10 protein-coding genes and 2 tRNA genes are annotated in these 15606 nt (G+C 45.5%); 8 read left to right on the top strand and 4 right to left on the bottom strand.

Going from position 1 to position 15606, the window contains the following annotated elements; all coding sequences use genetic code 11:
• Positions 1–67: 67 nt before the first annotated feature.
• Positions 68–1762 carry a methyl-accepting chemotaxis protein gene (locus NZ043_RS02925; RefSeq protein WP_091037615.1) on the top strand — a complete coding sequence of 565 codons (1695 nt, stop codon included), beginning with the start codon at positions 68–70 and terminating at the stop codon, positions 1760–1762.
• Between the two features lie 142 nt (positions 1763–1904).
• Here NZ043_RS02925 and asnB read toward each other — a convergent pair whose 3' ends face one another.
• Complete coding sequence (gene asnB / locus NZ043_RS02920) at positions 1905–3749, bottom strand: asparagine synthase (glutamine-hydrolyzing) (protein WP_091037612.1); 1845 nt, start codon at positions 3747–3749, stop codon at positions 1905–1907.
• A gap of 193 nt (positions 3750–3942) precedes the next feature.
• Here asnB and NZ043_RS02915 point away from each other — a divergent pair, with 193 nt between their 5' ends.
• Complete coding sequence (locus NZ043_RS02915) at positions 3943–4242, top strand: hypothetical protein (RefSeq protein ID WP_091037609.1); 300 nt, start codon at positions 3943–3945, stop codon at positions 4240–4242.
• A 29-nt stretch (positions 4243–4271) separates the two neighbouring features.
• The gene (locus NZ043_RS02910) at positions 4272–4628 is read left to right on the top strand and encodes a hypothetical protein (RefSeq protein WP_062837823.1); all 357 of its coding nucleotides are present in this window, start codon (positions 4272–4274) and stop codon (positions 4626–4628) included.
• Positions 4629–4793: 165 nt separating this feature from the next.
• Here NZ043_RS02910 and NZ043_RS02905 read toward each other — a convergent pair whose 3' ends face one another.
• Positions 4794–5087 carry a DUF4870 domain-containing protein gene (locus NZ043_RS02905; RefSeq protein ID WP_339310562.1) on the bottom strand — a complete coding sequence of 98 codons (294 nt, stop codon included), beginning with the start codon at positions 5085–5087 and terminating at the stop codon, positions 4794–4796.
• Positions 5088–5378: 291 nt separating this feature from the next.
• On the opposite strand from NZ043_RS02905, the gene NZ043_RS02900 reads away from it, so the two are divergent.
• From NZ043_RS02900 to NZ043_RS02890, 3 genes are all read left to right on the top strand, one after another.
• A tRNA-Arg gene (locus tag NZ043_RS02900) sits at positions 5379–5452 on the top strand.
• A gap of 296 nt (positions 5453–5748) precedes the next feature.
• The gene (locus tag NZ043_RS02895) at positions 5749–6519 is read left to right on the top strand and encodes a methyltransferase domain-containing protein (RefSeq protein ID WP_339310560.1); all 771 of its coding nucleotides are present in this window, start codon (positions 5749–5751) and stop codon (positions 6517–6519) included.
• A gap of 393 nt (positions 6520–6912) precedes the next feature.
• On the top strand, positions 6913–10887 hold the full coding sequence (locus NZ043_RS02890; protein WP_339310558.1) for a S8 family serine peptidase: 3975 nt from the start codon (positions 6913–6915) through the stop codon (positions 10885–10887).
• 116 nt (positions 10888–11003) lie between these two features.
• On the opposite strand, the gene NZ043_RS02885 is transcribed toward NZ043_RS02890, so the two are convergent.
• Both NZ043_RS02885 and NZ043_RS02880 read right to left on the bottom strand, forming a co-directional pair.
• A complete protein-coding gene (locus tag NZ043_RS02885) occupies positions 11004–12233 on the bottom strand; it encodes an MFS transporter (RefSeq protein ID WP_339310556.1) in 1230 nt (409 codons plus the stop codon).
• Between the two features lie 505 nt (positions 12234–12738).
• Positions 12739–12812 (bottom strand) — tRNA-Arg (locus NZ043_RS02880).
• A 326-nt stretch (positions 12813–13138) separates the two neighbouring features.
• On the opposite strand from NZ043_RS02880, the gene NZ043_RS02875 reads away from it, so the two are divergent.
• Both NZ043_RS02875 and tig read left to right on the top strand, forming a co-directional pair.
• Complete coding sequence (locus NZ043_RS02875; protein ID WP_165980407.1) at positions 13139–13981, top strand: hypothetical protein; 843 nt, start codon at positions 13139–13141, stop codon at positions 13979–13981.
• Positions 13982–14119: 138 nt separating this feature from the next.
• On the top strand, positions 14120–15460 hold the full coding sequence (tig, locus tag NZ043_RS02870) for a trigger factor (RefSeq protein WP_091037594.1): 1341 nt from the start codon (positions 14120–14122) through the stop codon (positions 15458–15460).
• Positions 15461–15606 lie beyond the last annotated feature (146 nt).

Below are 15606 nucleotides of genomic sequence, written 5' to 3'. Positions count from 1 at the left end.
ATTTTAGCATTTAGACTGACTACATAATTCATGATTGAAATACATTGAAACGTATGGGGGAAATGAAATGAAAAGAGTATCCATTAGTAGGAAATTGCTTTTAGGTTTTGGTTCTGTGCTGCTGTTATTGGTGGCCGTTGTAATCATCTCATATACTCAGTTTGTCTCGGTTGAGAAAACGTTTACAGATTTAATCCGGGAGCGAACCGCGAAACTGCTCATTATCAAAAATATGATCATTGATGTGAAATCCCAGCAGGTTGCTTTACGGAATTTTGTGACGGAAGAGAATGATCAAAGCGAGCAACAATTCAAGTCTTTTTATGAAGATTACCGTAAAACAAGCGAAGAATTAAGATCAGGGATACAAACCCCAACGATGATTGATTATCTGGATCGTTCAGACCGCAGTGCGGAGGAATATTATGCCTTTGGACAGAGTGTCATCGAGTTGAAGAGACAAGGGGAAACTGGCGAAATCACAAGGATGCTGTTAGAGACAGGTCCAACGATTATATCCGGATTTGAAGAAACGGTAACGGCCATGGAACAACATCAACAAAACTCGTTGGACACCGGCATTGTTAATGCCAATCAACTCATTCAAACAGTGCTTCGTTTAATCATAATTATTGGTATTGTCTCGATCGTTTTAGGCGTGGTAATTGCTTTGATCATGGGGAGAATCATATCCAAACCGGTTGCACATGTTGCAAGGGCTGCAAGCCGAATTGCTGATGGGGACCTGACGGGTGAGGCGATTGTTGTTCGTAATCGGGATGAGATCGGAGAACTGGCGGAATCCTTCAACAAAATGATGGACAACTTGCGTCATTTAATCCATCAGGTGGGTCATAATGCGGATCGGGTAGCTGCTTCATCTGAGGAATTAACAGCAAGTACAGAGCAAACGGCGACAGCGACCGAACAGGTAGCTACGACGATGGAAGAGATTGCTACGGGTATGGATACGCAAGTGAGTATGGTTGGAGACGGATTTCATACGATTAGTGAATTGTCCACAGGCTTCCAGCAGATGACAGAGAATACACAAAATATGTCGGATGAAGCAACCAATGCGTCAGCAAAAACCATAACTGGTAATGATGCAGTTCAATCGGCTGTTGAGCAGATGAACTCGATTCATCAGACTGTACGTGTACTTGCTACGGTTATTGAAGAACTGGGTAATCATTCCGATGAGATTGGATCCATGGTTGAAAGTATCTCCGAAATATCGGCACAAACCAATCTGCTGTCTCTTAATGCGGCTATTGAAGCGGCAAGAGCAGGGGAGCATGGGCGTGGATTCGAGGTGGTTGCTACCGAGGTGCGCAAGCTGTCTGATCAATCTGCGAAATCAGCGGAACAGATTAGTGTACTCGTAGCTGCTATACGCAAAGGGATGAATAATGCATCACAATCCATGGGAGAAGTAAACGCTGAGGTTCAGGAAGGTATAGAACTTGTCCGTAAAGCGGGAGGTACCTTTGAGGAGATTCGTGAAGCTGTCAGCAATGTCGCAGGTCAGACTCAGGAGGTATCTGCATCCATTGAACAAATGGCGGCGGGTGTGGAGCAGATCAATGTGTCCATGAAGACTATCATGGAAGTAACAGAGAATGCAGCTGCCGGAACAGAGGAAGTCAGCGCAACGTCCGAGGAACAACTGTCTGCCATGCAGGAAATCGCTTCGGCGGCTAATGACCTTTCCTCTATGGCGGAAGAGTTACAGGAGTCCGTCAGTCGATTTAAGGTGTAATCATGGGTATACTTCTGGGTGAAGTTCAATATTTATGAACGATCATATCGTGTATGTAAAACAAGTGGGTGCCCAAGAGAACAACAGTTATGCTGTTCTCCTGGCACCCCTTTTTTGATGAAGTAGCGATCAGTGGGTCATTTTAACGAATAGCGACTTTATATGTCCGCAACCAGGTATTGATCTGAGTCAGATATGCAAATAACTGTGGCCCTGACATTAACTGTCCGAACCAGGGGAGGTTGGAAGCTGCATCCGGTGAAGACGCAAGATTGCGGATCTGAGTTTTGTCGATCAAAGGCAAAATAGGTGATGTGGGATCATCCAGGATATCAAGTACCTGCTGTTTGACCGCGGCCAGATATTGCGGATTATGTGTTTTCGGGTATGGACTCTTTTTGCGATATAACACATCGTCAGGCAGGACACCTTCGAGCGCTTTACGCAGAATACCTTTTTCCCGCCCGCCGGTTATTTTCATTTCCCACGGGATGTTAAACACATACTGGATCAGACGATGGTCACAGTAAGGTACCCGTACTTCCAATCCTGCCCCCATGCTCATCCGGTCTTTGCGATCCAGAAGTGTAGGCATGAAACGTGTGATGTTCAGATAGGACATCACACGCATTTGTGCTGCTTTACCTGTTTCCCCATCCAACAGAGGCACTTCAGCCACTGCATCCGAATAGCGGTCTGCCAAATAATCGAGTGGCCGAATCCATTCCCGAATGTCCGGGGATAACAACGCGGCTCGCATATCAGGCGCTACAGACCACGGAAACGTACCGGAGTTCAACATATCTTCTCGATGGAACCAGGGGTAACCGCCAAACACTTCATCCGCTGCTTCGCCTGAAATGGCAACCGTGGCTCCTTTTTTGATTTCTTTACAGAACAAATAGAGCGAGGAGTCTACATCTGCCATACCTGGCAGATCCCTTACTAGCATGGCCTGTGTCAGTGCATGAACCAGTTCTCCGTTCTCAATCTCAATCCAGTGATGGTCGGTCTTGAGTTCATCCACCATTCGCTTAATCCAGGGACCATCTGCACCCGGCTGAAAGGAATGCGCCTGGAAATGCTTGGCGTTATCCACATAATCGACAGAATACGTGCTGACTTGGCCTTGCCCGGTGCGGTTGTAATAATCCACGGCTAATGCAGACAAGGCACTGGAGTCCAGTCCTCCTGATAAAAGAGAGCATACCGGAACATCCGAAGCCAACTGGCGCTCCAGTGTATCTTGCAAGAGAGATCGTACCTCGGCTGCCGTCTCTTCCAGGTTATGTTCGTGATTCTGGCTTTCCAGTTTCCAGTAGGCATAGGTTCGGATCCCGTTTCGGTTGTAGATCAGCGCGTGCGCAGGCTTGAGTTCGCTTAGTGAAGAGTATACGCCGTGTCCTGGTGTCCGTGCAGGCCCTACGATAAAAACTTCGGCCAATCCTTCCGGGCCAACAGCGGCTTCCACATCTGGATGAATAAGCAGAGCTTTAGGCTCTGAGCCAAATACGAGTGTGTCTTTGGCATTACTGTAGAACAGAGGTTTCACGCCAAGGCGATCTCGTGCGATAAAAACCTGTTCGCGTCCCCCATCCCATATGGCAAAAGCAAAAATACCGTTAAACCGGTCAACACATGCCGGTCCCCACTCAATATAAGAGGCGAGCAACACTTCCGTATCACATTGTGTGCGGAACTGATGCCCTCGCTGGAGTAATTCCTTTTTCAACTCGGGTGCATTGTATAGTTCTCCGTTATACACGACGGTATAGGAGGTATCTCCCTGTAACGCATGCATGGGCTGTGCGCCGTTCTCGGGGTCCATTACACTAAGACGCCGATGTCCAAAGGCACAAGGATTGGAGATCCATGTACCTGAAGCGTCGGGCCCCCGGTTCGACAAGCTATCCGTCATACGGACCAGCAGCTCTGATTCCTGGGTCAAATCCCGATTCCACTGTATGAAGCCGGTAATACCGCACATGGTTTGTTCATCCTTTCTTGGTCGAGTCATTCATCCGTATGGCTGCTTAGTTACTGGCAACCAGCAAATGTTGTCTTTTTCGTCAGAGGTCGTAACAAATATATGCCGAAAGCAGGCATAAAATGTCTGTCCTCTTCGGAAACTAGTTCTAGGGACAACGGCCTTAACATGCCTGTGAAGGAGAGAACATGCAATGGACAGTATGAAGTATTATGTGTCTGTCATGGGCCGCTCCGTTATTCCGGATCCGTCGGTAACATCGTATGAATGGATCATTCAGGCAACGCCGCAGGAAGCGGAGCAATTATTGGGACTGCTGAGCCTCATGCAGGAAAAGGAGGAAGAGGCCTTTCCTGGCATGGTATTCCCATGGCCAGATACACCGGAGGAGTCCGTAAACCGAGCGTATGAAACGGTATTACAACAGGTGTATCGGGAGATTTACCGATTGGGTACACCAGAGACACGATACCAGATTGAACAAAGTATTTGATAAGCACAAAGGAAAAGGAGCGATGACGAATGTATGCCATTCAAGATGCCAAAATACGCAGATTAACCGAGGTAGATGGATTGTCTTGTGCAGAGGTTGAAGTGCAGCCTGGAAATGCCGGAGATCCGTCGTTACTTGTATACGTGGCCTCAACACAGCCCGGAAATTCGCTGGAAGTTGTTCGAATTGTACGCAATCACTCCGATTCGGCGATCGACTGGTATAACAATAATATGCATACCGCATTTGAAGAGGCGACAGAAACCGCATTTGAGAACAGCGAAGGCATTACTGCCGAAGAAGATAAGGCTCGATTTCAGAGTGAGCTGTTTGCTTTTGGTTTGCTGGGTCCAACACTTCAGCGGTACCTGGTTGGGCAGGCTTAAGAGGGAATGCCACAGCAACAGATGTGGTGTTTGCGGGATAGAGTTCGATGTTGAGCTATATGTAGATGTGACCTGTTGCTGGTTGCTCTGACTGTATCTGTAACTGTAAAAACCCGCCGTTGTTGAACGGCGGGTTTTGTTATGCGATGGTCAGATCAGGTGTGATCAAACATACTCGCGCAGTACTTGAATTCCTTTAACCACATTGTACACGAAGCTTAATCCGTAAATCACAAAGAATAGAATGACAAACCCAACGGCGGAACCCAGACTATGCGCAGTTACGAAGAAATAAAATAACGGAATGGCAGCGAGAAAGGGGAATACATGTGAGAATAAGGCGCGTTTTGCATGTCCCTCAATGTAATCATCCTTGGCAACAATCCATATAATGATCGGAAACAGGAACGGGGCAAAGAAAATACTAAAGTAGGATAGCGCTGATAAAAGTTGTCTCATGACGATTCTCTCCTTCAATGGATCATTGAATGTATGTATGCAAAAGATTACCCAGCAATTTTGACATTGAAAATGTCTGATGTTAATCTTACTCTAAATGTATCAATCTCCTCAATATAACCCGGTTCAAGCTATCATATTCTCAAAGGGGCTGAAGTATGAGAATAACACCGAAAAGTACATGTTTGAGCCCGCATTTAAGTATAATTATTAATTTTTTTATAAAACTATTGAAAAATATAGAAATCAGAGTATAATAAGAACCGCGCCGAAAATTTATTATACATATTTGTCTCAGTAGCTCAGCTGGATAGAGCAACGCCCTTCTAAGGCGTCGGTCGGGGGTTCGAATCCCTCCTGGGACGTAAAGAACAAGAAGCTTCCTTCGGGAAGCTTCTTGTTTTTCGTTCAAGGGAAGAGAACCCCCAATGGTTCGTCGGAGCATCCGCTTCGTTAGCGTTACATCGCAGTCTCGACTGGAAGGAGAGTATCCCTCCTGGGACGTAAAGAACAAGAAACTTCCTTCGGGAAGTTTTTTTGCGTTCAAGGTAAAATTGTTTTATTGGTTATACCTATAAACAATATAGAATTTATATATTTAAAGAATAAACAATTCTATGCCACAATGAGGATATCAATAACGAAAGCGACGGTGGTATTCATGAAATCATTAAATCAATGGCAACCAGATGAGTATGACAGCAAACTGGCTTTTGTGTCCGGATATGGCAAAAATCTGATCTCTTGGCTTCAACCCCAAAAAGGGGAATACATTCTTGATCTGGGTTGTGGGACGGGGGATTTGACACATGAAATTTCTCTGACTGGAGCTGAAGTTATCGGCATGGATGCATCGACGGACATGATTCGCCGTGCGAGGGAGAAATTCCCTGAACTTGAGTTTGTGGAAGGAGACGGTCATCAGTTTGAGACAAATAGACTGTATGATGCCGTCTTCTCCAATGCAGCCCTGCACTGGATGCGAAGCCCGCGATTAGTGGTGGATAGTATATGGAACTCTTTGAAGCCTGGAGGGCGTTTTGTAGCAGAATTTGGTGGTAAAGGGAACGTGCAGACCATTGTGAATGCATTAGAGCAGGTTATGGAGCGAAACACGGGCATTCGTGCATCGGAACGCAATCCTTGGTATTTTCCTTCGATCGGAGAATATAGCCATATTTTAGAGCAACGTGGATTTGTGGTGCGTCATGCCTATCACTATGACCGTCCTACCAGATTGGAAGATGGTGAGCAAGGTATAGTAGGCTGGTTGACTCATTTTGGAGGGGACTATTTTGAGGGTCTCAGTCATGAAGAGGTACAACAAATATGCAAGGAAACCAGTCAGATCGTGAAGCCTCACCTTTGGAAAGATGATGCTCTCTATGCCGATTACAAGCGCCTGCGTATTGAAGCCGTGAAGCCAGAATAACTAGAATTTTGCGATATGTAGCAATTTTTATTGATGTTAAACGAATTATCGCGATCCTTTGTATACTAACCACGCTTCCCCTATACACCAGGAATCTCTTTCGGATAAAGAGGCTCTTGGTCTTTTTTTGATGCATTATTTTAAAAATGAAATATTCAAACGACAAATAATTACAAATGGATATTTTTATCGTACTCAAGACCCATATAAGTAATTTCTATATCATATTTGTAAGTATTTAGAAGGAAAATGTGGTATTTTGATAGAATAATTTACCAAGGGTCAATCTTCTTGCAGATAGGTGGTGAAATTGGAGTGTGTATTGCAGTACGCACAAACAGCAGGAACCCATCATTTGGTGAGGTATTCACATTTAAAAGGAGGGGCAAAGCCTTGAGTAAACGATTAATATCCACGTTATTAAGTGTTCTGATGGTCTTTTCCATTATTCTCCCCGCGGCTGGAGCCGCTCCCGCAGATTCAGGTATTCAACTTGAGAATTTACCAAGTACGGCCGAAGCCAAACAATGGAGAGAGATTCTTGCAGGACGGGAAGCAAAACTTGCCGCAGATCCATTTTTGGATAAAAGCTTGGAAGGTCTGGGTGGAGAGAACACCCGAGTGATCGTTGAGCTTTCCAATAAACCTGTTGCAGTAGCGCAAGGTGAATCAACCCTCTCCGGAAAATCTTTTACCTCCTCTATGGAAACAAAGGCTGTGACTCAAGTTGAGCAACAACAACAGTCATTTGTACATAGCCTCACTCAGAAGAAAATCAAACATGAAGTATTGGAAGAATATGCATATGCCCTGAATGGTGTAGCGATTGAGCTTAAAGGAAACCAGGTGGGACAATTGCTTCAAATACCTGGCGTGGTCAGTGTATATCCTGACCTTGAAGTTACAATAGCGCCAGAGACAGATGAAGTGAACCCGTACATGAAAGACACAGCGCCTTTTATTGGTGCACCTGAAGTATGGGATCTGGGTTACAAAGGAAATGGCATCAAAGTCGGAGTCATTGATACAGGCATTGACTATGAACATCCTAATTTGCAGGAAGCTTACAAAGGCGGATGGGACTTTGTTGGAAACGACAATGACCCGTATGAAGCAACATATCAGGAATGGAAAGCTTCGGGCGAACCTGAGTTCAATGCTACTGGAAGCGCCTATTACACCTCCCACGGTACGCACGTAGCAGGTACGATTGCTGCTCGTGAAGCAGGGGACTACGGCATTGTTGGTGTTGCTCCAGAAGCGGATATTTATGCTTACCGTGTACTTGGACCGTATGGTAGTGGTCAAACCTCATGGGTACTGGGCGGAATTGATCGTTCTGTTGAAGATGGCATGGACGTAATCAATCTCTCGTTAGGTAACGCAGCCAACGACCCGAGTTATATCACTTCTGTTGCCCTGAACAATGCGATGTTGTCTGGTGTGACAGCGGTTGTAGCAAGTGGTAACAGTGGACCTAACCGTTATACACTCGGTTCTCCGGGTGCGTCTGCAATGGCTATCACGGTAGGTAACTCTACAGGACCTAGTCAGCTGATTACAGCTGATACTCACTTCTGGATTGGTGAAGAAGGAGAAGAGACACAACCTGAACAACAACCGGTGCCAGAGGTTGAACTATCTCCTGAACTGGGGACGGCACCTGGAACAGAAGGGCCTGAAGGTTCAGAGCAAGGTGTACCCGCAACTGCTGATGAGGAAAGTGCAGCAGCTGTGGAGGACACAGTTTCTAACGAAGTTGAAGTTCCGAATGTAGAAGAAGTTACAACAGAAGAAGCTACAACGGAAGAAAATACTCCATCTGCATCACCTTCTGCACCGGTGGAAGCTTCTCCTGAAGCTGCTCCAGTGGAAGAAGAGTCTATAATTGCTCCGACTGAAGCTCCACTGGCTATTACAGAGTCGGTTTACCGTCTGGATCTGATGGGATGGAGTCTGTCAGCAGATCCTGAAACTGTTTTGACAGGAAAATATGAGCTTGAATATGCAGCACTGGGTAAGCCAACTGACTTTGAAGGTAAGGATTTTACAGGTAAAGTGGCATTAATACAGCGTGGTGAAATCGCATTTGTAGAGAAAATCGCCAATGCTAAAGCGGCCGGAGCCGTGGCTGTTATTGTATATAACAACATTCCGGGTCCAATCGGTGTAAGTCTGGGCGATAACTTTGAACTCATTCCAACACTGAGCATGTCCAAGGAAGATGGAGATGTGATCAAGGCTGAGCTGGACGCAGGCCAAACCGTTGAAGTGAGCTTTAGTGATTTTGAACGTTCCCAAACTCCGGGCGATGAAATGAATTCATCGAGTTCACGTGGACCTGCAAAAGTAACACTGGATATCAAACCGGATATTGTTGCACCAGGTACAAGCATTCTGTCTACGATTCCCGCCTACGGCAAGGATGAGCCAGATGCAGATTACGCACAAGCTTATGATCGTAAATCAGGTACAAGTATGGCTACACCTCATGTAGCAGGTCTGATTGCGCTGTTGATTGAGAAACATCCGGACTGGACGCCATTTGATATCAAAGTTGCGCTCATGAACAATAGTAAGGTGCTGGATACAACCAAGTTTGATGTATTTGATCAAGGTGCTGGCCGCATTCAGGCTGTAAACACCATCGATCCTGCTGCTTTTGTCAAAGTGCTTGATGTAACTCAATACACAGAAAGTGGCTCTGTTGTTGAAAAGGAGAATATTACTGGAAGCATCAACTACGGTAATTTCCTGAGCACAGATGAAAAGACGATTACCAAAACGATTAAAGTTGAAGCGCTGAATGGTAGTGGCGGGGATTACACCGTAAATGTGAATCCAACTCGTAATGTTGCTGGTGTATCCGTTGCGGTAGACAAGAGTTCCTTCACACTGAATGGTGAGGAAGAACTTGCAGTAACAATCACCGTACCACGAGGGGTTACTGCGACTACAGAAGCACAAGGATACATCGAGTTGTCGAACGGAACCAATACCTTTACGGTGCCATATGTTGCTCATTTCAACGTTACGTTGACTGGAGTTAAATATATTGAAACCGTAAAAGGCACTGAAAAAAATCCATTCCACTATCCATTGAAGGCTGATGGTACGTTGGATACCCTTAATGTAGCGATGGAATTCTATAATCCAATGACATTTGCCCTGATTGAGATCTATGATGGTCTTAATCCGGAAGGCGGATATTATCAAGATGGTTATATCGGCTCCATCTTTGGTAACTATTTTAACTTCAATGCCAATGCAAGATATAACCTTGCTTGGGACGGCTCATATGCAGATTACACAACCGATGAAGTGACTGAGATTCCGGATGGTTTATATACGGTAGACATCACTACCATTGGTACGGACGGCAAAACCTATAAGGAAGACACTTCGCCATTTTTGGTGAAAAAGACAGCTCCGGCTGTAACTGCACCAGAAGCGTTAGAGTTCAAAGAGGATGAGTCTGCTGTTCTTAATGGTAGCGTGGAGGACTTGTACTTCCGTGTAGCTCCTGCGCTTGCCAGCGGATGGGACATCACGTTTGATCCGGCAGCTTCCCTGGAAGCAACGTATGTTGTGAAAAAAGAGGATGGATCGCTTTATAAAGAAGGAGTCTTTGAAGTACAAGCTGATGGCAGCTTCAGCCTTCCTTTGGAGGGGATTGAAGCAGGCGAGTATGCTGTTGACCTTACAGTAAAAGACCAACAGGGGCTTTCGGGTACAGCCAATACGGCACTGAAATTGGAAGCCGTGGAGACCGAACCTGAAACTCCGGCAACTAAGGCCCCAGGTACACCTGTATTGTCTCACAATAACTGGGTAGGCAACGGCTTACCAGAGGGCGCGTATATCGTTACAATGAACCTGTGGTGGGGCGAGAACGCAACTAGCTACAAGTTATATGAGGATGGGGTTTTGGTTGATACGCAAAAGTTGACTTACAACGCGCCGTGGGCGCAGTTTGCTCAGACGAAGATCACGGGCAAAGCCAATGGCACGTATACGTACGTGGCTGAGCTGACTAACGACAAGGGAACAACGCGTAGTCAGACGTTGACTGTTCGGGTTACCAACGCAACGCCAGGCAAAGCGGTTCTTTCTCACGATAACTGGGATGGCGATGGCAATTATAAGGTGACTATGAACCTGTGGTGGGGAACCAACGCTACAGAGTATCGTCTCTATGAGAATGATAAGTTGATCGATACGCAAGAACTCCGTTCAGCTACACCTTATGCGCAAAGTGCTGTGACTACACTGTCCGGGAAAGCATCGGGCACGTATACGTATCGGGCAGAGTTAATTAACGCAGCCGGAGTTACCAGCACAGACACGATTAAGGTAAAAGTGAAGTAAGTTCATCTTCATTTAAGCTGAATGAATTAATGAAGGAATTGTTCTATGCATAAACGGCCTCCATCCTGATTTGCAGGATGGAGGCCGTTTTGTTTGTATATAAATGAACTGTATGACTAACCGATCATTCGATTTTTACTGGCTTGAATACCTGCGATTAGTAAAGCAATGGCCAGAATGACCTGGATTAGCAACGGAAGGGTCCATCCTTTTGTCCAGTCATGAAGCATACCGAACAGTAGAGGTCCCACTGCCGCGAGCATATATCCAAAGGACTGGGCCATACCGGACAGGCTGGCAGCTTGTCTGGGATCTTTTGTACGAAGGACGAAGAACATCGTTACCAGTCCAAACGAAGCTCCAGCACCTATTCCTGCCAACGTGACACCGATGGTAACGAGCGAAGCGATGCCACTTAACAATAAAGCATACCCGACAATTAAAGAAGAGCATGTTATCGCGGTTAGAACACGCTGATCTCGCGTTCGGCCGGCGAGGATCGGAACGATAAAGGTAGCTGGTACACTAACCATCTGCATCAGGGAGAGCATCCACCCTGCCGAGGTGGGGCTGAATCCTTGATCGGCCAGAATCTCGGGAAGCCAGGTAATCGTCGTATAGAATATTAGAGATTGCAGACCCATAAATAAAGTAATGAACCAAGCTAGTGCAGAGGTTCTTAGACGCACGGGTGCTCCTTCGCTCTGGGAGGTCACATATAACATCCGCTGGCGTCCTGCAGCGATCTGGGGGAGCCACAAGAGAAGCGCCAGTATGGACAACAAGGCCCAGATGCCTAACGAAGCACGCCAACCCATAGATGTGGCTCCTGCTAAGGGCACACTGACACCTGAGGCGATGGCGCCAAATATGTTCATGGATACAGAGTATAATCCGGTGACGATACCTACCCGCAATGGAAAATCACGTTTGATCAAACTTGGCAAAAGCACGTTGCTTAATGCAATGCCGCATCCCAATATTGCGGTTCCTGTATACAAGAAGAGAACGGAAGGCAACAAGCGTAAGGCCACGCCAATGGTTACGATGATAACAGCCATTAGCAGAGCAGATTCGAGTCCTAAACGTTTGGCAAGACGTGGTGCAAAAGGAGAAACTGCTGCAAAGGCGAGCAAAGGTAGTGAGGTTAGAAGCCCGGCCATCGTATGGCCGATACCTGTATCTGAGCGGATCATCTCCACAACGGGACCTGTTGCCGTAATCGGTGACCTCATCGTAGCGGCGATGACGATAATGCCTGCTAATAACAGGCCGATTCTTTTGGATGTCGAAGAATGTTCTTCCTCGGCATGGATGGACGAATGCTGCTGTATTGAAGATGACATTGATAAAATCTCCTGTTTCCTAAGAAGTTAATATGTATGGATTGTTACATTATCCACTCCGCAAGCATAACATTCTATGTCAATGTTGAGCAATGAAATGAAAAAAAGCATCCACAAGAACGTGGGGCTTTTATTATCTTAGACCTGACGGACTCTAACGAATCCAAGGAGTCTTATAATGGGGGAAACTGCTATTTTTAGATTCTAACAAACCTCAGCAACGTTAATCAGGCTATGAAGTGCAAATAAGTGAGTTTAATATCTGGAATGGTGAAATAAGCTCTCTAGGATTCGTTAGAATTCCATAAGCTGAATTTAGGGCCAATAAAGTGTCCTATGTTCGTTAGAACATCAATACTGCCACGTGTTGCTTATAGAGTGAGCGAATACGGAGGATTCAATGCAGCAACATAGAGCACGTAACGAAGCGAATGCTTCGGCGAACCATTGGGGTTCTCATCCCCAGAACGCAAAAAAAGCTTCCCGAAGGAAGCTTCATTTAATACGTCCCAGGAGGGATTCGAACCCCCGACCGACGCCTTAGAAGGGCGTTGCTCTATCCAGCTGAGCTACTGAGACATGAATTTTTTCAAGCAAAATTGATTTTATCATATGCATACAGGAATATCAAGCATTTTATTTTAAACTGTTTTTCGTATATGATATTTGGCGGCAGTAACGTTTTTTTCATTATATTTAAGGTTATGTTAGAATATCAGGAGAACTCAAAAATAGATCAACAATCGTTTTAATATATACATCTATTTAGGTTGATTCCAACTGGATATTCAGGATATAGAGGAGGTGCTCCCATTAAGGAATCCACGACCCCGGAAACCGAGCATAACAACAATATTGTGCTGTTTCCTAAGACGCTGGACTATTACCAGATTCAATTGACAGTTATGCTTGAAAATGAACGGTATGGTGAAGCGATGAAATTGCTTCACTTTTTGCTGCAATGTCAGGGACAGGAAGAGCGCCACTATGATGAATGGCGGGCCCTGCTTGAATGGCTTCAGGCTGCGTTTCCTCAATATGAAGAAACCTCGCCTCCCGTTCTTGAAGAACGAGAAGAGGAAGAAGAGATTAGTGAGGAGGACATGGCACGGCAGCATGCCCGAATGAAGCTTGAACAGGATGATGGTTATGCAGATAAGATGCTTCGCACAGTAATGGAGGAGCCGCTGTCTGAACAGACGATGCTGGCTTTGGAGCAGCTGGCCTATCTTGATCTGCCGAAGATTGACGAGGCACTTACGAGTTGGTTAAAAGATAAGTCGCTTCACCCTCTGCTTCAATTCCGGGTGCTGCAAACCTTGCGTCGCCGAGGTGTTCAAGGTATGATCCTGTTTACGAGAGGCGAAGAGCAGGTTGAAGTCGAGATCGACACCGTGCCTCTTAGACCAGAGGAATTCCCAATCCAAATCGTTCAGATTCTGGAACGAGTGGCAGATCAGACGGAGGTTCATGAACCTACGCTCTTTTATTTTGCCCAGGAACTGTGGATACAATATGTCATGGCGGTGTATGGAACCCGTGATTATGTATCGATGCTGGAAGAAAATGATTCCATGACAGATATATGGGCAGCAGCTCTACATATGACCGTTGCAGACAGTCTGGGTGGTTCTCATGATGAGGAAAATACCCGCTCAATGTATGCTGTGACAGGCGCGATGCGCTTTCGACTGGAGCAGGCTTATCGTTCCATGAAACAATTTGTATCTGCCGGTTTGGACGGTTAATCGAGGCCGGAAACGTTTTCCTTAAACCGTATCAAGGGATTCCCCTTGAAAAAGAATCTAATCTTGTTTATACTAAAATGGTTATTTTGTACGTGATTGCCTACGTGAACATGTGAATTTTGGAGGGGAAAGTATACAATGAAAGCAACTTGGGAAAAGATAGAGAAGAACCTTGGGGTTCTTGAGGTTGAAGTGGATGCAGATCGTGTAACTGCAGCACTCGACAAAGCTTTTAATAAAGTGGTTAAACAAGCAAACGTACCTGGATTCCGTAAAGGTAAAGTACCACGTTCCATCTTCGAAGCACGTTTTGGTGTAGAGAGCCTTTATCAAGAAGCAATCGACATTTTGCTTCCTGAAGCTTATACAGAAGCAATCGACCAAACGGATATTTTCCCGGTTGATCGTCCTGACGTAGATGTTGAACAATTCGCTAAAGGACAAACATTCAAGTTTAAAGCAAAAGTAACTGTGAAACCTGAAGTTACTCTTGGTGAGTACAAAGGAATCGAAGTTGCTGTAGCAAAAGGTGAAGTAACTGACGCAGAAGTGGCTGAAGAACTTGAGCGTCTTCAACAACGTCACGCTGAACTCGTTGTAATCGACGAAGGTTCCGCTGCTAACGGCGACGTTGCAGTAATCGACTTCGACGGTTCCGTTGATGGTGTACCTTTCGAAGGTGGACAAGCTGAGCGTTATTCCTTGGAACTGGGTTCCAACACATTCATCCCTGGATTTGAAGAGCAAGTTGTGGGTCTTTCCACAGGCGACTTCAAAGACGTAGAAGTGACTTTCCCAGAGAGCTACCATGCAGCAGAACTTGCTGGCAAACAAGCGGTATTCAAAGTGAAAATTCACGAAATCAAACGCAAACAACTTCCTGCATTGGATGATGAGTTTGCTAAAGATGTTAGCGAATTTGACACACTTGAAGAGTACAAAGCTGACCTGAAAACACAATTGGAATCCCGTAAAGCTGACGAAGCCAAAGCTGCACAAGAAAATGCAGTTGTAGAAAAAGTGGCTGAGAACGCTGAAGTGGACATTCCTGCTGCAATGGTTGAGAGCGAAGTACAAAACATGATGCGTGATTTCGACAACCGTCTGCGTAACCAAGGTATGAACCTTGAAATGTTCCTGAGCTTCTCTGGCCAGACTCAGGCTGACCTGAGAGGACAAATGCAAGAAGATGCTTCCAAACGTGTTCGCAACAACCTGGTGCTTGAAGCTGTAGGTAAAGCGGAAAACATTGAAGTATCTGACGAAGAAGTGAATCAAGAACTCGAGAAAATGGCTGAATCTTACAAGCGTCCTGCTGATGAGATCCGTGGCATCCTCGAAGGTAATGGTTCCCTGGACAGCCTTCGCGATGAAGTAAAACTGCGTAAAACGATTGACGTTCTTGTTGAGAACAGCACAGTTGTTGAACCAGTTGAAGCTCCAGCTGAAGAAGTTGTTGCAGAAGCTGACGAAAAATAAGACAAGCTGTTATCAACTTGTCAGTTGAATAAACGATAAGGCACGTGAATTATTGCGTGCCTTATTTTTAAATTGTGACATCCATTTTATAGAAAATGAAGTAATTATATGGATGAACACTAATTTTATTGATCCGTGTACACTTT

Origin of the sequence: Paenibacillus sp. FSL k6-2145, from assembly GCF_037976585.1 — a bacterium.
Classification (GTDB): Bacteria; Bacillota; Bacilli; order Paenibacillales; family Paenibacillaceae; genus Paenibacillus.
This window is presented reverse-complemented; position numbering and strand designations above follow the sequence as displayed.

Excerpts from the sequence above, each read along its gene's own strand:
- NZ043_RS02885 (WP_339310556.1), bottom strand. The coding sequence starts at position 12,233 with ATGTCATCTTCAATACAGCAGCATTCGTCCATCCATGCCGAGGAAGAA.
- tig (WP_091037594.1), top strand. The coding sequence starts at position 14,120 with ATGAAAGCAACTTGGGAAAAGATAGAGAAGAACCTTGGGGTTCTTGAG.
- NZ043_RS02895 (WP_339310560.1), top strand. The coding sequence starts at position 5,749 with ATGAAATCATTAAATCAATGGCAACCAGATGAGTATGACAGCAAACTG.
- NZ043_RS02905 (WP_339310562.1), bottom strand. The coding sequence starts at position 5,087 with ATGAGACAACTTTTATCAGCGCTATCCTACTTTAGTATTTTCTTTGCC.
- NZ043_RS02925 (WP_091037615.1), top strand. The coding sequence starts at position 68 with ATGAAAAGAGTATCCATTAGTAGGAAATTGCTTTTAGGTTTTGGTTCT.
- NZ043_RS02910 (WP_062837823.1), top strand. The coding sequence starts at position 4,272 with ATGTATGCCATTCAAGATGCCAAAATACGCAGATTAACCGAGGTAGAT.
- NZ043_RS02915 (WP_091037609.1), top strand. The coding sequence starts at position 3,943 with ATGGACAGTATGAAGTATTATGTGTCTGTCATGGGCCGCTCCGTTATT.
- NZ043_RS02875 (WP_165980407.1), top strand. The coding sequence starts at position 13,139 with ATGCTTGAAAATGAACGGTATGGTGAAGCGATGAAATTGCTTCACTTT.
- asnB (WP_091037612.1), bottom strand. The coding sequence starts at position 3,749 with ATGTGCGGTATTACCGGCTTCATACAGTGGAATCGGGATTTGACCCAG.